The following is a 19617-nucleotide window of genomic DNA, read 5'->3' as shown; positions in this document are numbered from 1 at the left end:
CGGCGAAGCGAAAGGCCCGCCGGGGAGGCGGGCCTTCGCGTCACATCATCTTCAGCCGTTCGGCGGCACCCGCGACGGCCGGCCCGACCCCCGCGTGAGCACGTACCCGCCGATGCCGGCGAGCGCGGCCAGGACGGCGCCGACACCGGTCCACACCCAGCGGTCGGACCACCAGCCGGAGGACCAGCCGTCGTCCCGGCCGAAGCTGGAGAGCACCGCGGTCTTCGCGTCGTCGTCCTGCGCGGACTTGGCGGCGATGCCGGGGACGAGCGGCTTGCCCAGCGAGCCGTCCACCGCCGCCGCCCCGCCGATGTCCTTGGAGTCGACGCGCACCTCGGCGTCCACCGGCTGCCCGAGGTCGGCGGCGGCGAGGTCCACCACCGTCAGCCGGACGTAGTACGTGCCCGGCAGCGGGTCATCGGCCCACGGCTCCGACCAGCCCCGTACCGTGCGCAGCACACAGGCCAGCTCGACCGAGGCGGCGCCCTGCGCGGCGGTGCGGGTCTGGGCGCCGTACTGGCAGGCCTGGCGGCGGCGCAGACCGTCGTACACGTCGAGCTGCCAGGTCTCGGAGCCGTGCGTGGCGGGGAGTTTCACCGTCGCCGTGACGGTGGGGCGCTGCCCGGTGTCCGCGGGGAACGACCAGTACAGGTAGTCGCCGGTGGAGCCGGAGGCGGTGGCCCGCTGCCCCTGCTCGATCTCGGTGGCCGTCCGGAAGGAGGAGCCCGCCCGGGTCGGCGCGTCGCCGTCGGCGGACGCGCTCGGGGAGGGCGAGGAGTCGGCGGCGGCCGGCCCGGCGGCCAGCCCCAGCGCCAGCAGCGCGGCGCCCAGCACTCGTGTGATCCGCATCAGTTCGTCCTCCAGACCGCGACCCGCCAGCGCGACAGCCAGCCCCACAGCAGACCGGCGAGGAAGCCGGCCAGCACCAGCACACCGAGCAGCCACCAGCCCCGGCCGAGACCGAAGGCGGCCACGTCGTGGTGCCCCGACGGCCCGTCCACCACGTCCACGGTCAGCTCCACCGGCAGTCCGGGGCTCGTCTTGACGCCGGCGGCGGCCGAGAACGAGCTGGTGAGCTGGAGGCACACCGTCTCGGCGGGCGCCGTGTCGTCGTCGCTGTCCGGCTTCGGATAGCGCAGACCGGTGGAGACGGCATCGGTACGGCCGGTGCCGGCGGCCTCGCCGCGCACGATCTCCCGGCCGTGCACCGTCACCGCCCGCAGCAGCACCCCGTAGTCGGGGTTCACGGCGCGGTCGTCCGCCACGCTTGCCGCGACACGCAGCTCCTTGCCGGGCTCGACGGCCACCTTGTACCAGCGCTGCCGGCCGAACTCCACCCGGTCGGTGTACAGCCCGGACTTCAGCTCCGGCGCCTTCTCGCACCGGTCCGCACCCTCGGTGGCCACCGGTGTGACCACCGGATCGGCCGCCCGCTCGACCAGGTCGCCGACCCGGTCGGAGAGTTCCTCCTTGTGCCGTACGTCGGTGTAGGTGCCGCCGGTCGCGTCCGCGATGCAGCTGAGCTGGTCGCGGGTCTTGGCGTCCGGCACCAGGCCGAGGGTGTCGATGGTCAGCCCGATGCCCTTGGCCGCTATCTCCCGGGCCACCTCGCACGGGTCGAGCGGCTGGCAGGTGTCCTCGCCGTCACTGATCAGCACGATGCGGCGGGTGCCGGAACCGCCGTCCAGGTCACCGGCCGCCTTCAGCAGCGCGGGCCCGATCGGGGTCCAGCCGGTCGGCGCCAGCGTGGCCACGGCCGTCTTCGCGTCGGTCCGGTTCAGCGGGCCGACCGGATAGAGCTGCTCGGTGTCCTTGCAGCCCTCCTTGCGGTCGTTGCCGCGGTAGTTGGCACCGAGCGTGCGGATACCGAGCCGGACCTCCTCCGGGGTCGCGTCCAGCACCTCGTTGAACGCCTGCTTCGCCGCGGCCATCCGGGTGCCGCCGTCGATGTCGCGGGTGCGCATGGAACCGCTGACGTCCAGCACGAGTTCGACCTTCGGAGCGGACTGGTCCGTCTCGTCGGCGACCGCTCCGGCAGGGAACGCGATCCCGGCCGTCAGGGCGGCGAGCAGAGCACAGACGCCCGCCGCCAGCCGTTGTCTTGTGATCATCGCCGGATCCTATTGATCAGACGGGCCGGGCTCCAAAACGAGCGGGTTCGGCAGGGAGGTCCACTGGTCGCCCGGCGTCCCCGGGGACAGCCGCATCAGCGTCAACGCCTTCGTGGGCAGTGGTTCCTGACGTAGTGCCGGCAGGTCGGGGGTCGGCGCCAGGTCCGGCAGGGCGGCGGCGAGGGCCGCGCCGAGGGCCGGTCCCGAGCCCGCCGTGGCGGCCAGCGCGCCCGCCACCAGCGACCCGAACAGCTTGCGGCGCAGGGCGGTGTCGTCGTCGGTGATCAGGCGGCCGGTGAGGCCGGGCGGGGTGATGCCGTGCCGGGCCAGCCGGGCGGGGCTGATCCGGATGTCGGCCAGGTCCCGGTAGACCAGGCGCCGCGGGCTGCCGTCGGCCGCCAGGACGACCAGCAGGTTCTGGCCGTGCGCCTCCAGGGCCACGCCGAGGTCCAGCAGACGCAGGCCCACCGTGAGCGCCAGCCGGGCGAACGCGGCCAGCCAGCCGGGGGAGGCGGGCAGGGACGTGGTGGCGAGGGCGGCCACCGGCAGGACCCGCTCGCCCGGCCCCGCGTACACCTGCGGCGACTCCCGCAGCAGCGCGGCCAGATCGGGGGAGTGGGCCGTCGCCGCGCCCAGCGTGCGGGTGACGTGCAGCAGGCCGTCGGTGCGCGCCGCCAGGTCCTCGGCGAAGGCGGACAGGGACGCCGCGGACCGCACCGAGTACACGGAGATGTCCCGCACCGACGACGTCAGCCGGGCGCTGAGCGCCGTCTTGACGTGCGGGCCGCCGGGCAGCGCCAGGGTGCGCAGGGACATCAGCGGACGGGCCGGGCGCCAGACGTCGTACGACCGCCCCAGCACATGCGCGGCCTGCCAGGGGTGCACCGGCAGCAGGAGCCGTCCGCCGTCCCGGAGTTCGTCCGGCCAGTCTCCGGACAGCAGGCAGTCGGCCGCCGGCACCGGCACCGTCCCCAGCTCCACCACCGGCCGGTGCTCGGGGCCGTACGCCAGCTGGTCCGCCACCGAGAAACCGGGCCGGGACCGGCAGTTCGGGTGGAACGGATGCCCGTCGACCACCCGCTGCTCCCACTCCCAGTCCCGCTCCGGCCACTCCTGGGGGTGATCCGCGCCGGCCCGGGACAGCGCCAGCGAGGCGACGCTGTGCGCCAGTTCCGCAGCGAAGGCGGACCCGTGCCGCACCCCGAGCGCGGCCACCAGCCGCGCCGGATCGTCGTACCGCTCCCGGTCCAGGCGCACGGCGGTGACGTACCCGCCGGTGGCGTACGGGTCCGCGGGCGGCCCGTACAGGGTCCGGCCGTCGGCCAGGCGCAGCGCGAGACCGTCCGCCCCCGGCACCCGGCCGGTGAGCCACGGCAGCGGTTCGTGGGCCAGCGCCCGCCACAGCCGGGTCAGCACGGCGGCGCGGGCGCCCGGCAGCCGAGCCGTGTACCGGGGCAGCAGGCCGGGCCGGACGGCGGCCAGCTCCTCGGCGATCCCGGCGTCGGCGGTGGGGGGACGGTGCACGGTCGGCTCCTCGGGTACACGGGGCACGCCACGATTGTCCGGGACGGCAGCCATACTGATCGTCACCGGCTCCCGGACGGCGCACCCGGCGTGCGCGGGGAAGACCGCGGGGCCCCCGGACGAAGAACGAATGGATCGCGTGGACCTCACACCCCCCACCGGTGCCGTCGGCCGCCGCGCCGACGCGTACGCGACCGCGCCCCTGCTCAACTGCCTGCTGCGGGAGGTGGCCGAGCCGCTCCCGGACGACGGGGACCGGCGCGTGCACCGGCTGCCGGACGGACGGCTGCTGCGGGTGCGCGCCGGGCGGCGGCCCGCGGACCCCGAGGTGTACACGGCCGGGTCCTGGCACCCGGTCGGCCACCCGGAACTGGTCAAACTGGTCGCCGAGGAGCTGCGCCGGCACACCGGGCTGCCCGGCGGCGACCTGCCCGCCGAGATGATCGACAGCCGGGAGGCGGTCGCCGCCCTGCTCACCGCCCGCGCCCGGGCCACGGCCCCCGCGGACCCGTACCTGCGCTCCGAGCAGTCCCTGCTCACCGGCCACCCCTACCACCCGGCGCCCAAGGCGCGCGGCGGCGGCCCGGTCGCCTCCTGGCTGCCGTACGCCCCCGAGGCGCACGCCCGCTTCCCGATGGTGCTGCTCGGCGTCCGCGAGGACCAGGTGGCCGAGGAGGGCGACACCCGCGCCCTGGACGCCCTCGGCACCGCCCCGCCCGGCTACCGGCTGCTGCCCGCCCACCCCTGGCAGCTCGACCTGGTCGCCCACGACCTCGCCCCCGCCTTCGCCGACGGCCGGCTGCTGCGGCTCGGCACGACGGCGTGCGACACCTGGCCCACGGCCGCCGTCCGCACGGTGTACGAGCCGCGCCGCGACCTGTTCCTGAAGTTCAGCCTGGACGTGCGCATCACCAACGACATCCGCCGGCTGTGGCGCCACGACCTGCGCCGGCTCCGCCGCACGGACACCGCGGCCGGGCACGCCTTCGCGGCGATGGGGCCGCCCGCGGCCTGGCTGAGCGACCGCGGCTACCGCACCGCCGCCTTCGCCTTCGAGGAACTGGCGGTCCTGGTCCGCGACGGGCTGCGCGGCCACCTGCTGCCGGGCGCGACCCCGCTGCTCGCGGCCGGGCTCGCGGAGGGCTTCGAGGGCAGCCCGCTGGCCGCCGCCCCCGACCCGGCCGGCTGGTGGGAGGCCTACCTGCGGCAGGTCGTACCGCCCGCCCTGACCGCGTTCGACGCGCACGGGGTCGTCCTGGAGGCCCACCTGCAGAACACGCTCGTCGCCGTCGACCCGGCCGGCACCCCCGTGCAGGCCCTGTTCCGGGACGCCGAGGGCACCAAGCTGCTGCCCGAGGTCACCCGGGCCGCCGGCTGGGAGCGGCTGGTGTACTGCCTCGTCGTCAACCACCTCGCCGAGATCGCCGGCGCCCTCGCCGACCACCACCCCGGCCTCGACCCGTGGCCCGCCGCCCGCCGCGAACTCGCCCGGCACCCGCTCCCCGAGATCCCCGCCCTGCTCACCGCGCCCACCCTGCCCGGCAAGACCAACCTGCTGCTGCGCTGGACCGGCGCGGACGGCGCGGACGCCCGCTACCTGCCCCTGCCGAACCCGCTGGCCGCCGCCTGACCTGCCGTACCCTGGCCGGTGTGCTGCGCGACGTGACTGCTGTTCGATACGTGACCCCGCTCCGGTCGGGCGGCTCCGTACCCGGTGTCGTCGAGGCCGACGACCTCGGGACGTACGTCGTGAAGTTCACCGGCTCGGCGCAGGGGCACAAGGCGCTGGTCGCGGAGGTCGTCGTCGGTGAACTCGCCCGCGCGCTCGGGCTGCGCTTCCCGGAGCTGGTCCTGGTGCACTTCGACCCGGCCATCGCCGCCGCGGAACCCCACCAGGAGGTGCGCGACCTGCACAGTGCCAGCGCGGGCGTCAACCTCGGCATGGACTACCTGCCGGGCGCCGTGGACCTGACCCCGGAGATCGCCCGGGCCTTCCCGGTGGACCCGCTGGAGGCCGGCCGGATCGTCTGGCTGGACGCGCTGACCGTGAACGTCGACCGTACGGTGCACAGCTCCAACCTGATGGTCTGGCCCACGCTCGGCACCGCACCGCCGCGCCTGTGGCTCATCGACCACGGCGCCGCCCTCGTCTTCCACCACCGCTGGGACACCACGGCCCCGGGCCGCAGGTACGACTTCCGGCACCACGCCCTCGGCCACTACGGCCCCGACGTGCGCGCCGCCGACGCCGAACTGGCGCCCCGCGTGACGGAGGAGCTGCTGCGCGGGATCGTCGCCGAGGTGCCGGACGCCTGGCTGGCCGAGGACGCCGGGTTCGCCACGCCCGACGACGTCCGGGACGCCTACGTCGGTTACCTCCTGGACCGGGTCCGGCTCTCGGCCGAGTGGCTGCCCACCGACTTCCCGAGCCGCGAACAGCTGGCGGCCGAGGAGGCCGACCGCGCGGCACGCACCCAGGCGGGCCGCCCGGCCTGGCTGAAGCGGGTGCCGGACCTGCACGGCAAGCCGGCGGCGGAACAGGACTGGTCGGCGCACCTCGGATGACCCGCCGCCGAGCGGCCCGCGCAGGTCCCCGGGCCGCTCGGCGCGGCGGGGCTCAGCCGCGCAGCTGCCGGTACGCCGGCAGGGTGAGGAAGTCGACGTAGTCCTCGTCCAGGGACACCTTCAGCAGCAGGTCGTGCGCCTCCTGCCAGTGCCCGGCCGCGAAGGCCTCCTCGCCGATCTCCTTGCGGATGGCGTCGAGTTCCTCGGCGGCGACCTTGCGAGCCAGCTCCGGCGTGGCCCGCTCGCCGTTCTCGAACTCGACGCCGGCGTTGATCCACTGCCAGATCTGCGAGCGGGAGATCTCCGCGGTGGCCGCGTCCTCCATGAGGTTGAAGATGGCGACCGCGCCGAGCCCGCGCAGCCAGGCCTCGATGTAACGGATGCCGACCTGGACGGCGTTGACGAGACCGGCGTACGTCGGCTTCGCCTCCAGCGAGTCGATCGCGATCAGGTCGGCGGCCTCGACACGGACGTCCTCGCGTAGCCGGTCCTTCTGGTTCGGCCTGTCGCCCAGCACCCTGTCGAAGGACTCCATGGCGATCGGCACCAGGTCGGGGTGGGCGACCCAGGAGCCGTCGAAACCGTCGTTCGCCTCCCGGTCCTTGTCGGCGCGGACCTTCTCGAAGGCGACCTTGTTGACCTCGGCGTCCCTGCGGGACGGGATGAAGGCCGCCATGCCGCCGATGGCGTGCGCGCCGCGCTTGTGGCAGGTGCGGACGAGGAGTTCGGTGTACGCCCGCATGAACGGGGCGGTCATCGTCACCGCGTTGCGGTCCGGGAGGACGAACTTCGGCCCGCCGTCACGGAAGTTCTTGACGATGGAGAACAGGTAGTCCCAGCGGCCGGCGTTCAGCCCGGAGGCGTGGTCGCGCAGTTCGTAGAGGATCTCCTCCATCTCGTACGCGGCCGTGATCGTCTCGATCAGCACGGTGGCGCGGACGGTGCCCTGCGGGATGCCGACGTAGTCCTGGGCGAAGACGAACACCTCGTTCCACAGGCGCGCTTCGAGGTGCGACTCGGTCTTCGGCAGGTAGAAGTAGGGGCCCTTGCCGAGGTCGAGCAGCCGCTGGGCGTTGTGGAAGAAGTACAGGCCGAAGTCGACGAGGGCGCCCGGGACGGCACGGCCGTCGGCGTCGGCCAGGTGCCGCTCGTCCAGGTGCCAGCCGCGCGGGCGCATGACGACGGTGGCCAGCTCCTCGTTCGGGCGCAGGGCGTACGACTTGCCGGTGCGCTCGTCGGTGAAGTCGATGTTCCGGGTGTAGGCGTCGATCAGGTTGACCTGGCCGAGGACCACGTTCTCCCAGGTGGGCGCGGAGGCGTCCTCGAAGTCGGCGAGCCAGACCCGCGCGCCCGAGTTGAGCGCGTTGATGGTCATCTTGCGGTCGGTGGGTCCGGTGATCTCGACGCGCCGGTCGTTCAGCGCGGCCGGGGCCGGGGCGACCTGCCAGGAGTCGTCCGCGCGCACCGCGGCCGTCTCGGGCAGGAAGTCGAGCGTGGAGGTGCGGGCGATCTCGGCGCGGCGCTCGGCCCGGCGGGCCAGGAGTTCGTCACGGCGCGGGGTGAACCGCCGGTGCAGCTCCGCCACGAAGGCGAGCGCCGCGTCCGTGAGGACCTCCTCCTGCCGGGGCAGGGGCTCGGCGTCGACGATGGCCAGCGGGGACGGCGCTGGTGTGGACATGAGCTGTCACTTCCTTCAGCGGTGGCACCGGGTGCCTAGCGGCACGTATAGGGCAAAGAGCGCCGACTGTGCGGGCAGGCGCTTCTGATCAGTGGATAGTAGTTTCCTCATCGTGGAACTTCAATGGTTTGTTGATGTCGAGATTCTCCGGGTCGAGGCAAGGTGGCTCGGCGTGCCACCCCGTTCACTCAAGGTGGCTCAGGTCGGCCTCGGTGTCGATGTCGTACGGCTCGGCGACGTCCCCGCACTCCACGAGCCGGACCTCCGCCTCGTGCGCCTTCAGGTAGGCCCGCGCCCCGCGGTCCCCGGTGGCCGCCTCGGTGACGCCCGCCCAGTGCGCGACGCCGAACAGCACGGGATGCCCGCGCACCCCGGCGTAGGCGGCCGAGACCAGCGACGTCCCGTCCGTGTACGCGCCGAGGACCCGGGCCGCCGCGGCCGGTCCGATACCGGGCTGGTCGACCAGGCTCACCAGGGCCGCCCGGGCTCCCGTCGCCGCGAGCGAGGCCAGCCCCGCGCGCAGCGACGAGCCCATGCCCTCTGCCCAGTCCGGGTTGTCCACCAGCACGCAGCCGGCCAGTTCGGCCCGGTGGCGCACCTCGTCCGCCGCGGCGCCCAGCACCACGTGGATCCGCTCGCACCCGGCCGCGCGCAGCACCCCGACGGCGTGCTCGACCAGGGGCCGCCCCCGGTGCGGCAGCAGCGCCTTGGGACGCCCGCCGAGCCGCCGGCCGCCGCCGGCGGCGAGCAGCAGCCCCGCGACCTCCCCCTGAAGATCCTGGTTGTCCGTCATGGGTCCTGCATACCCGACGGCGGCGGAACCGGACGGCTTTCCGGCACCGGTTCCGTTGGGCTGAATTTCGGTCCGCCCTGTGGCGCTCCCGCACGGCGTGGCGTTTACTGACCCGCGCACGACGGCGTGCCAGGGGGGAGGGCTGTGTTGCGGAGCTTGGGGCAGAGGCCAGTGACCGGCAGCGACGAGGATCCGAGGGTGGCGGAACTGCGGACCGCGGTGTCCCGGCTGCGCCGCGAACTCGCCGCGTTACCGGCGGACTTCCCCGACCGGGCGATAGCCGAGGACGAGCTGGCGGCCCTGGCCGCGATGGCCGCCGGCGGCCTGCCGGAGATCCCGCGCCTGCGCAGCTCCCTGTTACTGATCGCCGGCGCCATAGGCTCGATGAGCGCGCTGGCCCGCGGGCTGTCGCAGGTACGCGAAGCCGTGGACCTGTTCGGCGGGCCACCCCGCGACTAGCCGCCTGCCGCTGCCGCTGCCGCTCGTCGCCCCGACGCCGACGGCGGGTCACGGCGGAACGGGTCCAGGCACGCCGGGTGGACCGTGACGGGCTGGCCGGCGACGGTCCCGACCGCCCCGACCCGCGGGGTGCCGGCTCCGCCGTGCGGGTGCGCCCCGGACGCCGCGGGCGCCGGCGCCCGGTGCCGTACGGGCCGGCCCCCTGGCCAGGGCGACCCTTGCGCCGCCGTGAACGGACCGGCGCCCGGTGCCGTACGGGTCGGCCCCCCACGCCTGGCCCGAGGGCGACCCCTGCGCCGACGTGCGACCGACGGCCGGCCGGGCGGCGCGCAGCCCCGGCGCAGGCCTCGCCGGCGTCGTGTTCCGTCAGGCCTGGTTCTGGCTGGCCAGTGCCGCGGACAGTTCGCGGGCGATCTGCTGGAGCACCGGCACGATCTTCTCCGTGGCCGCCTCCGTGACCCGCCCCGCGGGCCCCGAGATGGAGATGGCCGCCGCCGTGGGGGAGTCGGGCACGGACACCGCGAGGCACCGCACCCCGATCTCCTGCTCGTTGTCGTCGACGGCGTACCCCAGGCGCCGTACGTCCTCCAGCGCCGCGAGGAAGCCCTCCGGCGTGGTGATGGTCTTCTCCGTGGCGGCCGGCATGCCCGTCCGGGTCAGCAGCGCCCGCACCTCGTCGTCCGGCACCCCGGCCAGCAGCGCCTTGCCCACCCCGGTGGAGTGCGGCAGCACCCGGCGGCCCACCTCGGTGAACATGCGCATCGAGTGCTTCGAGGGCACCTGTGCCACGTACACGATCTCGTCGCCGTCGAGCAGCGCCATGTTCGCCGTCTCGCCGGTCTCCTCCACCAGCCGGGCCAGATACGGCCGCGCCCAGGTACCGAGCAGCCGGGCCGCGGACTCGCCGAGCCGGATCAGGCGGGGGCCGAGCGCGTACCGCCGGTTGGCCTGCTGGCGGACGTAGCCGCAGGCGACCAGGGTGCGCATCAGCCGGTGGATGGTCGGCAGCGGCAGTCCGCTGGCCGCGGACAGTTCGCTCAGGCCCACCTCGCCGCCCGCGTCCGCCATCCGCTCGAGCAGGTCGAAGGCGCGCTCCAGGGACTGCACCCCGCCTGCGGCGGAGGGCTTGGCGGAGTCGGTGGTGCTGGCGCTGGACGTCGGCACGGCGCGTTCCTTTCGGGACTGGCGGGAGGGCAGAAGCCTACCCGGCGGCCGGTTGACTCCCCGCTTGTACGTAGCTACGTTCTGCTTGCTGGAATTCTAATTCCGCTTTGTGGAAACGTCCAGGGTGGCGGCTCCTGCCGTCCTGCTCGGAAGTGTGCCTCTTGACGGCGGAGAAGCGGGAGTGAAGACTCCTTCAACAGAACGTTGAAATCCGTTACGTGGGTGTACATCCCGTTTCCTGGACGTAAAACGGCGGTAGAGAGAGGGGTTCGGGTGTCCGACGCTGAACTGGTGCTGCGCTCCACGCGCGTGATCACTCCGGAGGGGACGCGGGCCGCCACCGTCACCGTGTCCGCCGGGAGGATCACCGGCGTCCTGCCCTACGACGCCGAGGTCCCGGCCACGGCCCGGCTGGAGGACCTCGGCGACCACGTCCTGCTGCCCGGCCTGGTCGACACCCACGTGCACGTCAACGACCCGGGGCGCACCGAGTGGGAGGGCTTCTGGACCGCCACCCGCGCGGCGGCGGCCGGCGGCATCACCACGCTGATCGACATGCCGCTCAACTCCCTCCCGCCCACCACCACGGTCGACCACCTGCGCATCAAGCAGGACGTGGCCCGCGACAAGGCGCACGTCGACGTCGGCTTCTGGGGCGGCGCCCTGCCCGACAACGTCAAGGCCCTGCGCCCGCTGCACGACGCCGGCGTCTTCGGCTTCAAGGCCTTCCTGTCCCCGTCGGGCGTGGACGAGTTCCCGCACCTCGACCAGGAGCAGCTCGCCCGGTCCCTGGCCGAGATCGCCGGCTTCGGCGGGCTGCTGATCGTGCACGCCGAGGACCCGCACCACCTCGCCGCCGCCCCGCAGCACGGCGGCCCCAGGTACGCCGACTTCCTCGCCTCCCGCCCGCGCGACGCCGAGGACACGGCCATCGCCGGCCTCATCGCGCAGGCCCGGCGGCTGGACGCGCGCGTGCACGTGCTGCACCTGTCCTCCGGTGACGCGCTGCCGCTGATCCGCGCCGCCCGCGCCGAGGGCGTACGGATCACCGTCGAGACCTGCCCGCACTACCTCACCCTGACCGCCGAGGAGGTCCCGGACGGCGCCAGCGAGTTCAAGTGCTGCCCGCCCATCCGCGAGGCCGCCAACCAGGACCTGTTGTGGGAGGCGCTGGCCGACGGCACCATCGACTGCGTGGTCACCGACCACTCGCCCTCCACCGCGGACCTGAAGACCGACGACTTCGCCACCGCGTGGGGCGGCATCTCCGGACTCCAGCTCAGCCTGTCCGCCGTATGGACCGAGGCCCGGAAGCGCGGCCACGGCCTGGAGGACGTCGTCCGCTGGATGTCCACGCGGACCGCCGCCCTGGCCGGTCTCGACGCGCGCAAGGGCGCCATCGCCCCCGGCCGGGACGCCGACTTCGCCGTCCTCGCCCCCGACGAGGCCTTCACCGTCGACCCGGCGGGCCTCCAGCACCGCAACCGGGTCACCGCCTACGCCGGCAGGACCCTGCACGGCGTCGTGAAGTCCACCTGGCTGCGCGGCGAACGCATCGTCGCGGACGGCGCGTTCACCGAGCCGAAGGGCACCTTGGTCAGCCGCCCCCGGTAAGCCACCCCCCGCATCCGGCCCGACTCCAGAAAGGACCCCCTGATTCCCGTGACGGCGATACCACGCTTCACCGGCGACGCGAACCCCTACGGAGGCGGCGACCCGTACGCGGACTACCGCACCGCCGACTTCCCCTTCACCCGGTACGCCAACCTCGCCGACCGGCAGCTCGGCGCCGGTGTCATCGCCGCCAACGACGAGTTCTTCGCCCAGCGCGAGAACCTGCTGGTGCCCGAGCGGGCCGAGTTCGACCCCGAGCACTTCGGCCACAAGGGCAAGGTCATGGACGGCTGGGAGACCCGCCGCCGGCGCGGCGCCTCCGCCGAGCACCCGTGGCCGACCGCCGAGGACCACGACTGGGCGCTGGTCCGGCTCGGCGCGCCCGGCGTGATCCGCGGGATCGTCGTCGACACCGCCCACTTCCGCGGCAACTACCCGCAGGCCGTCTCCGTCGAGGGCGCCTCGGTGCCCGGCTCCCCGTCCCCGGAGGAACTGCTGGGCGACGACGTGAAATGGACGACGCTCGTCCCGCGCACCCCCGTCGGCGGCCACGCGGCCAACGGCTTCGAGGTCACCGCCGAGCAGCGCTTCACGCACCTGCGGCTCAACCAGCACCCCGACGGCGGCGTCGCCCGCCTGCGCGTGTACGGCGAGGTCGTACCCGACCCGGAGTGGCTCGCGGCCCTCGGCACCTTCGACGTGGCCGCCCTGGAGAACGGCGGCCGGGTCGAGGACGCCTCGAACCTCTTCTACTCCCCGGCCACCAACACCATCCAGCCGGGCCGCTCCCGCAAGATGGACGACGGCTGGGAGACCCGCCGCCGCCGCGACCAGGGCAACGACTGGATCCGCTACCGGCTCGCGGCCCAGTCCCGGATCCGCGCGATCGAGATCGACACCGCCTACCTGAAGGGCAACAGCGCCGGCTGGGCGTCGGTGTCGGTCAAGGACGGCGAGAGCGGCGCGTGGACCGAGATCCTCCCGCGCACCCGCCTCCAGCCCGACACGAACCACCGGTTCGTCCTGCCGGAGCCGGCGGTCGGCACCCACGCGCGGATCGACATCTTCCCCGACGGCGGCATCTCCCGGCTGCGCCTGTTCGGCTCCCCGACCGAGCAGGGCGCGAGCGGTCTCGCCGCCCGCCACCAGGAACTGGGCGGCTGATCCTCCGCCCACGCGCGCGGGGGCGCCCCGGCCGGACAGCACCGGGGCGCCCCGCGCGCGTCACCCGGGCGGCCCCCTGTTCCGGGCTCCCGGAACTCTTCCCTCCTCCTTTCGCGTTCTCCTCCCGTGACCCTTCAGCAAGAGATCGTCGGCAACGCCATGCAGATGGCGGTCGTCAACCTGCACCCCGGCCAGACCGTGTACTGCGAGGCCGGCAAGTTCCTGTTCAAGACCGTGAACGTGACCATGGAGACCCGGCTGTCCGGCCCGTCCGGCGGGCAGCAGCAGAGCGGCGGCGGGGGCATGGGCGGCCTGCTCCGCCAGGCCATGGGGACGGCCATGCAGGTCGGCCAGCGCATGCTCGCGGGCGAGTCGCTCGCCTTCCAGTACTTCACCGCCCAGGGCGGCGAGGGAACCGTCGGCTTCGCCGGAGTCCTCCCCGGCGAGATGCGCGCGCTGGAGCTGGACGGCACGCGCGCCTGGTTCGCCGAGAAGGACGCCTTCGTGGCCGCCGAGTCCAGCGTCGAGTTCGGCATCGCGTTCGCCGGCGGCCGCACCGGCATGAGCGGCGGCGAGGGCTTCGTCCTGGAGAAGTTCACCGGGCACGGCACGGTGATCATCGCCGGCGCGGGCAACTTCATCGACCTGAACCCGGCCGACTTCGGCGGGCGCATCGAGGTCGACACCGGCTGCGTGGTCGCCTTCGAGGAGGGCATCCAGTACGGCGTCCAGCGCGTCGGCGGCCTCAACCGGCAGGGCATCATGAACGCCGTCTTCGGCGGCGAGGGCCTGTCCCTGGCCACCCTGGAGGGCAACGGCCGGGTGATCCTGCAGTCCCTCACCATCGAGAGCCTCGCCAACGCCCTGAAGAAGGCCCAGGGCGGTGACAAGCAGGGTCCGACCGGCGGGCTGTTCTCCACGCACACCGGCTGAGCCGGATCCTCCCGGGGACCCGCGGCCGGACCGATGAGTTCCGCGCGGGTGCGGGGTCTGACCTGTCGACCGCAGACCCCGCACCGGGAAGAAGGCACCCGCCATGGGCAACCTCGTCTCCACGATCTTCGTCACCCTCGACGGCGTCCACCAGGCACCCGGCGGCCCCCGGGAGGACACCTCCGGCGGCTTCGACCAGGGCGGCTGGAGCTTCCCCTTCGCCGACGACGACTCCGGCAGGTACCTCACCGAGATCTTCGCCCGCGCGGGCGGCTTCCTGCTCGGCCGCCGCACGTACGACATCTTCGCCTCCTACTGGCCGAAGGTGACCGACCCCGCCCACCCGATCGCCGGCAGGCTCAACGCCCTGCCGAAGTACGTCGTCTCCACCACCCTCCGGGCCCCGGAGTGGGCCGGCACCACCGTCGTCACGGGGGACCTGGTGAAGGAGGTCACCGCACTGAAGGAGCGCACGGACGGCGAACTCCAGATCCACGGCAGCGGCGCCCTGGTCCGCTCGCTGCTGGACCTGCGGCTCGTCGACACCCTGCACCTGCTGACGTTCCCGGTCGTCCTCGGCGCCGGCCGCCGCCTGTTCACGGAGGGCATGCTCCCCACCCGCTTCGCCCACCGCACCGGCCACGTCACCGGCTCGGGCATCTCCCTCCAGACCTACGACCTCGCGGGCAGCCCCGAGTACGGGACGTACGACCTCCCCGAAGAGGCCTAGCCGATTCCTGTTGGCAGGCGGCGGGCGCCTCTAGGACAGCCTCTACGTCGAGGACGCCGACGCCGTGCATCGGCAGGCCGTCGCGGCCGGCGGCACCTCGGTCACCGAGGTCACCCACCTGTTCTTCGGCGACCGGGTCGGGCGGGTCCGCGACCCGCTGGGCAACCTGTACTGGATCCGGACCCGCGTGGAAGACCTGAGCCCGCAGGAGAGGGAACGCCGCCTCGGCAGCCCGGAGTTCACCGAAGCGATGGAGTACGTCCAAAGCGCCGACTTCTTCCCGGACCGAGCCTCTGACCTCGACTGAGCAGCGCCGTCGGCGCCGGGGCGGAGCGGACCTGCCTACTCCAGCAGGCGTTCCGCGTCGTCCGGGACCCAGGGGAAGGGCACGTCGGGCCAGCGCGCGGCGGACCACGCGGCGAGGTCGACGGCGAGTACGGCGTCGACGAAGACCTGCGGCGGCCGGTAGCGGTGGGCGGTGACGTAGTGGGTGATCAGGAACGGCGCGGCGTAGGCGGTGCCCGCCTCGCCGGGGATCCGGATCTCCCCGGTCCCCTCGGGGGCCGCGTCCGCCTCCGGGCACAGGTCGCACGCGTGCAGCCCGAGGCAGACGTTCATCCACTGGACCCGCTGGACCGCCTTCAGCCCGGCTACGAACGCCGGGGGGACGGTTCCCGTCGGGTACGGCTTGCCGGCTTCGAGCCACCCGATGTTCAAGCGGGCGTACGCCGGGCGGTACCAGAGCGCGTAGACGCCCGACTCCGGGTCGGTGAAGGCGTCCTCGTCCAGGTACTCGTACGCGCTCAGGTCCTCGTAGAACACCCGCCCATCATGGCGGACGCGACCATCCGGAAAGCTCTGGCCGAAGATCGTCGCCGCCGGTACGGTGAGCGCGACCCGTGCGAGCCGCCGATGTCTGCGCACCCCCCTTCGGAGACCGGGAGCCGCACCCATGTCCTCGCTCGCCGTGCCCGCCGCGCTCGCGCCCCGCCGGGCCTGGCACACCGACCTGCCCGTCCTGCTCGTTGCGGTGTGCTGGGGCGCCAGCTACCTCGCGGCGAAGGAGATCACCACCGCCCGCACCGTGCTCGCCGTCCTGGTGCTGCGGTTCGCGCTCGCGCTGCCCGCCCTGACCCTCGCCGGCCGCCGGGCCCTGCGCGCGCTCAGCGGCGCCCAGTGGCGCGGCGCGGCCCTGCTCGGGCTGGTCCTCGCCGGGATCTTCCTGCTGGAGACGTACGGGGTGGTGCACACCTCGGCGACCAACGCCGGCCTGATCATCAGCCTCACCATGATCTTCACCCCGCTCGCCGAGGCCGCCGTCACCCGCACCCGGCCCACGCCGTCCTTCCTCGGCGCGGCGGCCCTGGCGGTGCTGGGCGTCGTCCTGCTCACCCAGGGCGCCGGCTTCACCCGGCCCTCCCTCGGCGACCTGCTGATGCTGCTCGCCGCGCTGGCCCGCACCCTGCACGTCCTCGCCATGTCCCGGATCAGGGCCGTGCAGCAGGCCGGTGCGCTGCCGCTGACGACGGTCCAGCTCGGCACCGCCGTCGCCGTGTTCGCCCTGCTGTCGGCCGCCGGCGGCGGCCCGGCGCCCTGGACGGTCGCGGCGGACCTCGGCACCCGGCAGTGGGCGGGGCTGCTGTTCCTGTCGGCCCTGTGCACGGTGTTCGCCTTCTTCGTGCAGATGTGGGCGGTGCGCCGCACCTCGCCGTCCCGGGTGAGCCTGCTGCTCGGCACCGAGCCGCTGTGGGCCGCCGGTGCCGGTATCGCGCTGGGCGGCGACCGGCTCGGCGCGCTCGGCCTCGCGGGCGGCGCACTGGTCCTCGCGGGCACCGCGTGGGGCCGCCGGTCGGCAGGTTAACTCCCCGAAAACTCCCCGGGCTTGAAAGGAAAATCTTCAACCTTGACGTTGACATGCCAACGTCTACGCGCGTCATCATGAGGGCATGAGATTCCCCCCACGCGCCACCCGCATCGGCGCCGCAGCCGCGCTCCTGTCCGCCCTCCTCGTGGGCGGCACCGTCACCGCCACCACCGCCGACGCCGCAGCCGCGTCGGCCGGCAGCATCTGCTACGGCGACCTGCCGTCGCAGGCCCACGACACCCTGCGCCTGATCGCCCGCGGCGGCCCCTACCCGTACGCGCAGGACGGGGTCGTCTTCCAGAACCGGGAGAGCGTCCTGCCCAAGCAGCCGTCGGGCTACTACCACGAGTACACGGTCAAGACCCCCGGCTCCTCCACCCGCGGCGCCCGCCGCATCGTCACGGGCGGGGAGTACCAGGAGGACTACTACACCCCCGACCACTACGCCACGTTCGACCTGATCGACTTCGGCTGCTGACCCGGCGCTGCCGGGGGCCGCGGGTCAGCCGGTCCCGCGGCTCTCGGCGGCGGCGAACAGGGCCAGCGCCAGCACGATCAGCGCGATGCTCGCGTAGAGCTCGTAGCCGTCGAGGACACTCCACCGCAGGGTGACGCCCCAGCGCAGCCTGCCCGTGATCTCGTACGCCAGACCGCCCGTGCCCTGCACCAGGGCGAGAAACCCGAAGAACTCCAGCAGACGCTTCATGGCACGACTCTCGCCCCGCGGCCTCCTCCCGGCCATCGGCCGCCGGGCGAGCGCACGGCGCCGAAAGGCTGCGCCCCGGCCGGCGGCCGGTCGACGAAAGTCCACCACGGTGCGACTTGGGTCGACGATCCCGGTCCTCCGGTAGGCGATCGCGGGCACGGGACGACGACACGGCGCCGGCGGTGCGTAGATTGGCCGACCGTGAGCACAGACGAAGGGGCGCGGGCGCCGCAGGAGTTCGCGGGACGTCGCTGGCTGTACCCGTCCGCGCTGGTCCACGAACTGGACCCGGACGCCGCGGCCTCCGGCCGGCGGCCCCGGCGCACCGCGCGCGACTGGGTGGTCGACTTCCTCTGCTTCCTGCTGGCCGTGTTCATCGGCCTGCTGAGCGCGGACACCCTGCGGCACGAGGACCTCCCGGACGGCTACGCCGCCCTGGACCAGGTGCTGGGCGCGCTCGCCTGCGGCGCGGTGTGGCTGCGGCGCCGGTGGCCGGCCCAGCTCGCCGCGGCGATGGTGCCGGTCGCCTTCCTGTCGAACACCGCGGGCGGCGCGGGCGTGGTCGCCCTGTTCACGCTCGCCGTGCACCGGCCCTTCCGGTACGTGGCCTGGGCGGGCGGGGCGTCCGTGGCGCTGCTCCCGGTCTTCTTCCGGCTGCGGCCCGACCCCGACGTGCCGTACGCCGTGGCGGTCGCCTCGGGCGTGCTGCTCACCACGGCGATGGTCGGCTGGGGCATGTTCGTCCGGTCCAAACGGCAGCTCCTGCTGAGCCTGCGCGACCGCGCCCGGCACGCGGAGGCCGAGGCCCGGCTGCGGGCGGAGCAGGCGCAGCGGCTGGCCCGCGAGGCCATCGCCCGAGAGATGCACGACGTGCTCGCCCACCGGCTCACCCTGCTGAGCGTGCACGCGGGCGCCCTGGAGTTCCGGCCGGACGCGCCCCGCGAGGAGGTCGCGCGGGCCGCCGGGGTGATCCGGGAGAGCGCCCACGAGGCGCTGCAGGACCTGCGGGAGATCATCGGGGTGCTGCGGGCCGGCGACGCCGACGAGCCCTCCGGCGGGCGCCCCCAGCCGACGCTGGCCGCGCTGCACGCCCTGGTCGCCGAGTCCCGCGAGGCCGGCATGCAGGTCACCCTCGACCACGGCGTCGCCGACCCGGCCGCCGTCCCCGCCTCCGTCGGCCGCACCGCCTACCGCATCGCCCAGGAGGCCCTGACCAACGCCCGCAAACACGCCCCCGGCACCGAGGTCACGGTCCGCCTCACCGGCACCCCCGGCGACGGCCTGACGGTCACGGTCACCCACCCCGCCCCACCCGCCGAGGCGCCCCCGGTCCCCGGCTCCGGCCAGGGCCTGATCGGCCTCACGGAACGCGCCACGCTGGCCGGGGGACACCTGCGGCACGGCCCGCGCCCCGACGGGGGCTTCGAGGTACGGGGGTGGCTGCCGTGGCCCCGCGCCTGAACGCGGCCCGCACCGGGCCCCGTTCGGGAGGCGGCCCCGGGCCGCTGCCCCCGTCCGCCGCGCGTGATTACGTAACCCCATGACTGCGACGCCGATCAGACTCCTCCTCGTGGACGACGACCCCCTCGTACGCGCCGGCCTGGCGCTGATGATCGGCGGGGCCGAGGGCATCGAGATCGTCGGTGAGGCCGCCGACGGCGGGGAGGCCGAGGAACTCGCGCGGCGGGCCCGGCCGGACGTCGTGCTGATGGACATCAGGATGCCGTCGGTGGACGGCATCACCGCGACCCGGCGGCTGCGGGCGCGGCCGGACGCGCCGCAGGTCGTGGTGCTGACCACCTTCCACGCCGACGAACAGGTGCTGCACGCCCTGCGCGCCGGTGCCGCCGGCTTCGTGCTCAAGGACACCCCGCCCGCCGAGATCGTCGACGCCGTCCGCCGGGTCGCGGCCGGCGACCCGGTCCTGTCGCCCGCCGTCACCCGGCAGCTGATGCGGCACGCGGCCGGCAGCGCCGCCGACTCCCGCCGGACCCGCGCGCGCGACCGGCTCGCCGTCCTCAACGACCGCGAACGCGAGGTCGCCGTCGCCGTCGGCCGTGGACTCGCCAACGCCGGGATCGCCGCGGAGCTGTTCATGAGCGTGGCCACCGTCAAGGCGCACGTCTCCCGCATCCTCGCCAAGCTCGGCCTCGACAACCGTGTCCAGATCGCCCTGCTCGCCTACGACGCGGGGCTGTTGGACGGCGAGGCCGGGCACTAGGCCGTGTCCGCAAAGTCCCTCCTGCCCCGCGACGCCTGGCACGCACTCTCGCCGCACCGGGCGCAGACCCAAGTACGTCCAGTACGAGGGA

20 protein-coding genes are annotated in these 19617 nt (G+C 74.1%); 12 read left to right on the top strand and 8 right to left on the bottom strand.

Features of this window, described 5'->3' with window-relative positions; translation table 11 throughout:
- Positions 1 to 51: 51 nt before the first annotated feature.
- Genes ABZ923_RS23955 through ABZ923_RS23945 form a run of 3 tightly spaced genes read right to left on the bottom strand, consistent with a single transcriptional unit; the run spans position 52 to position 3635 of the window.
- Complete coding sequence (locus ABZ923_RS23955; RefSeq protein ID WP_361475197.1) at positions 52 to 849, bottom strand: hypothetical protein; 798 nt, start codon at positions 847 to 849, stop codon at positions 52 to 54.
- Positions 849 to 2111: a VWA domain-containing protein gene (locus ABZ923_RS23950; RefSeq protein ID WP_361475195.1), complete on the bottom strand. Its 1263-nt coding sequence runs from the start codon at positions 2109 to 2111 to the stop codon at positions 849 to 851. Before ABZ923_RS23950 ends, ABZ923_RS23955 begins: the two co-directional genes overlap by 1 nt.
- A gap of 9 nt (positions 2112 to 2120) precedes the next feature.
- Positions 2121 to 3635, bottom strand: a complete 1515-nt coding sequence (locus tag ABZ923_RS23945) for an IucA/IucC family protein (protein WP_361475261.1) — start codon at positions 3633 to 3635, stop codon at positions 2121 to 2123.
- 130 nt (positions 3636 to 3765) lie between these two features.
- Here ABZ923_RS23945 and ABZ923_RS23940 point away from each other — a divergent pair, with 130 nt between their 5' ends.
- Both ABZ923_RS23940 and ABZ923_RS23935 read left to right on the top strand, forming a co-directional pair.
- Positions 3766 to 5265: an IucA/IucC family protein gene (locus ABZ923_RS23940; RefSeq protein ID WP_361475193.1), complete on the top strand. Its 1500-nt coding sequence runs from the start codon at positions 3766 to 3768 to the stop codon at positions 5263 to 5265.
- Positions 5266 to 5285: 20 nt separating this feature from the next.
- Entirely contained in the window at positions 5286 to 6200 is a 915-nt protein-coding gene (locus ABZ923_RS23935; protein ID WP_361475191.1) for a HipA family kinase, read from the top strand.
- Positions 6201 to 6252: 52 nt separating this feature from the next.
- Here ABZ923_RS23935 and aceB read toward each other — a convergent pair whose 3' ends face one another.
- Positions 6253 to 7878, bottom strand: coding sequence for a malate synthase A (aceB, locus tag ABZ923_RS23930; RefSeq protein WP_361475189.1), 1626 nt, complete (start codon positions 7876 to 7878; stop codon positions 6253 to 6255).
- Positions 7879 to 8062: 184 nt separating this feature from the next.
- Positions 8063 to 8671: a nucleotidyltransferase family protein gene (locus ABZ923_RS23925; RefSeq protein ID WP_361475187.1), complete on the bottom strand. Its 609-nt coding sequence runs from the start codon at positions 8669 to 8671 to the stop codon at positions 8063 to 8065.
- A 144-nt stretch (positions 8672 to 8815) separates the two neighbouring features.
- On the opposite strand from ABZ923_RS23925, the gene ABZ923_RS23920 reads away from it, so the two are divergent.
- Entirely contained in the window at positions 8816 to 9130 is a 315-nt protein-coding gene (locus ABZ923_RS23920; protein ID WP_361475185.1) for a DUF5955 family protein, read from the top strand.
- A gap of 366 nt (positions 9131 to 9496) precedes the next feature.
- On the opposite strand, the gene ABZ923_RS23915 is transcribed toward ABZ923_RS23920, so the two are convergent.
- Positions 9497 to 10294, bottom strand: coding sequence for an IclR family transcriptional regulator (locus tag ABZ923_RS23915; RefSeq protein ID WP_361475183.1), 798 nt, complete (start codon positions 10292 to 10294; stop codon positions 9497 to 9499).
- Positions 10295 to 10567: 273 nt separating this feature from the next.
- Here ABZ923_RS23915 and allB point away from each other — a divergent pair, with 273 nt between their 5' ends.
- From allB to ABZ923_RS23890, 5 genes are all read left to right on the top strand, one after another.
- Positions 10568 to 11908, top strand: a complete 1341-nt coding sequence (gene allB / locus ABZ923_RS23910; protein WP_361475181.1) for an allantoinase AllB — start codon at positions 10568 to 10570, stop codon at positions 11906 to 11908.
- Between the two features lie 48 nt (positions 11909 to 11956).
- The gene (alc, locus tag ABZ923_RS23905) at positions 11957 to 13072 is read left to right on the top strand and encodes an allantoicase (RefSeq protein WP_361475179.1); all 1116 of its coding nucleotides are present in this window, start codon (positions 11957 to 11959) and stop codon (positions 13070 to 13072) included.
- 126 nt (positions 13073 to 13198) lie between these two features.
- Complete coding sequence (locus ABZ923_RS23900) at positions 13199 to 14005, top strand: AIM24 family protein (protein ID WP_361475177.1); 807 nt, start codon at positions 13199 to 13201, stop codon at positions 14003 to 14005.
- A 103-nt stretch (positions 14006 to 14108) separates the two neighbouring features.
- Positions 14109 to 14735 carry a dihydrofolate reductase family protein gene (locus ABZ923_RS23895; protein WP_361475175.1) on the top strand — a complete coding sequence of 209 codons (627 nt, stop codon included), beginning with the start codon at positions 14109 to 14111 and terminating at the stop codon, positions 14733 to 14735.
- A 64-nt stretch (positions 14736 to 14799) separates the two neighbouring features.
- Entirely contained in the window at positions 14800 to 15042 is a 243-nt protein-coding gene (locus tag ABZ923_RS23890) for a hypothetical protein (protein WP_361475173.1), read from the top strand.
- A gap of 35 nt (positions 15043 to 15077) precedes the next feature.
- On the opposite strand, the gene ABZ923_RS23885 is transcribed toward ABZ923_RS23890, so the two are convergent.
- Positions 15078 to 15557 carry a hypothetical protein gene (locus tag ABZ923_RS23885; RefSeq protein WP_361475171.1) on the bottom strand — a complete coding sequence of 160 codons (480 nt, stop codon included), beginning with the start codon at positions 15555 to 15557 and terminating at the stop codon, positions 15078 to 15080.
- Positions 15558 to 15687: 130 nt separating this feature from the next.
- On the opposite strand from ABZ923_RS23885, the gene ABZ923_RS23880 reads away from it, so the two are divergent.
- Both ABZ923_RS23880 and ABZ923_RS23875 read left to right on the top strand, forming a co-directional pair.
- The gene (locus tag ABZ923_RS23880; RefSeq protein WP_361475169.1) at positions 15688 to 16596 is read left to right on the top strand and encodes a DMT family transporter; all 909 of its coding nucleotides are present in this window, start codon (positions 15688 to 15690) and stop codon (positions 16594 to 16596) included.
- A gap of 85 nt (positions 16597 to 16681) precedes the next feature.
- Positions 16682 to 17077: a ribonuclease domain-containing protein gene (locus ABZ923_RS23875; RefSeq protein ID WP_361475167.1), complete on the top strand. Its 396-nt coding sequence runs from the start codon at positions 16682 to 16684 to the stop codon at positions 17075 to 17077.
- 24 nt (positions 17078 to 17101) lie between these two features.
- On the opposite strand, the gene ABZ923_RS23870 is transcribed toward ABZ923_RS23875, so the two are convergent.
- Positions 17102 to 17305, bottom strand: coding sequence for a hypothetical protein (locus tag ABZ923_RS23870; protein WP_361475165.1), 204 nt, complete (start codon positions 17303 to 17305; stop codon positions 17102 to 17104).
- Positions 17306 to 17506: 201 nt separating this feature from the next.
- Here ABZ923_RS23870 and ABZ923_RS23865 point away from each other — a divergent pair, with 201 nt between their 5' ends.
- Both ABZ923_RS23865 and ABZ923_RS23860 read left to right on the top strand, forming a co-directional pair.
- The gene (locus ABZ923_RS23865) at positions 17507 to 18766 is read left to right on the top strand and encodes a histidine kinase (RefSeq protein ID WP_361475163.1); all 1260 of its coding nucleotides are present in this window, start codon (positions 17507 to 17509) and stop codon (positions 18764 to 18766) included.
- A gap of 79 nt (positions 18767 to 18845) precedes the next feature.
- Positions 18846 to 19526, top strand: coding sequence for a response regulator transcription factor (locus ABZ923_RS23860; protein ID WP_361475161.1), 681 nt, complete (start codon positions 18846 to 18848; stop codon positions 19524 to 19526).
- Positions 19527 to 19617: the final 91 nt, after the last annotated feature.

It is taken from the genome of Streptomyces sp. NPDC046881, assembly GCF_040645015.1.
Lineage (GTDB): Bacteria > Actinomycetota > Actinomycetes > Streptomycetales > Streptomycetaceae > Streptomyces.
Note: the sequence above shows the minus strand (reverse complement) of the source record. Positions and strands in the feature narration are given on the sequence as shown.

Bases quoted from the DNA above. Each gene is read 5' to 3' on its own strand.
- ABZ923_RS23950 (WP_361475195.1), bottom strand. From the start codon at position 2,111: ATGATCACAAGACAACGGCTGGCGGCGGGCGTCTGTGCTCTGCTCGCC.
- aceB (WP_361475189.1), bottom strand. From the start codon at position 7,878: ATGTCCACACCAGCGCCGTCCCCGCTGGCCATCGTCGACGCCGAGCCC.
- ABZ923_RS23940 (WP_361475193.1), top strand. From the start codon at position 3,766: ATGGATCGCGTGGACCTCACACCCCCCACCGGTGCCGTCGGCCGCCGC.
- ABZ923_RS23860 (WP_361475161.1), top strand. From the start codon at position 18,846: ATGACTGCGACGCCGATCAGACTCCTCCTCGTGGACGACGACCCCCTC.
- ABZ923_RS23870 (WP_361475165.1), bottom strand. From the start codon at position 17,305: ATGAAGCGTCTGCTGGAGTTCTTCGGGTTTCTCGCCCTGGTGCAGGGC.
- ABZ923_RS23880 (WP_361475169.1), top strand. From the start codon at position 15,688: ATGTCCTCGCTCGCCGTGCCCGCCGCGCTCGCGCCCCGCCGGGCCTGG.
- ABZ923_RS23955 (WP_361475197.1), bottom strand. From the start codon at position 849: ATGCGGATCACACGAGTGCTGGGCGCCGCGCTGCTGGCGCTGGGGCTG.
- ABZ923_RS23925 (WP_361475187.1), bottom strand. From the start codon at position 8,671: ATGACGGACAACCAGGATCTTCAGGGGGAGGTCGCGGGGCTGCTGCTC.
- ABZ923_RS23895 (WP_361475175.1), top strand. From the start codon at position 14,109: ATGGGCAACCTCGTCTCCACGATCTTCGTCACCCTCGACGGCGTCCAC.
- ABZ923_RS23875 (WP_361475167.1), top strand. From the start codon at position 16,682: ATGAGATTCCCCCCACGCGCCACCCGCATCGGCGCCGCAGCCGCGCTC.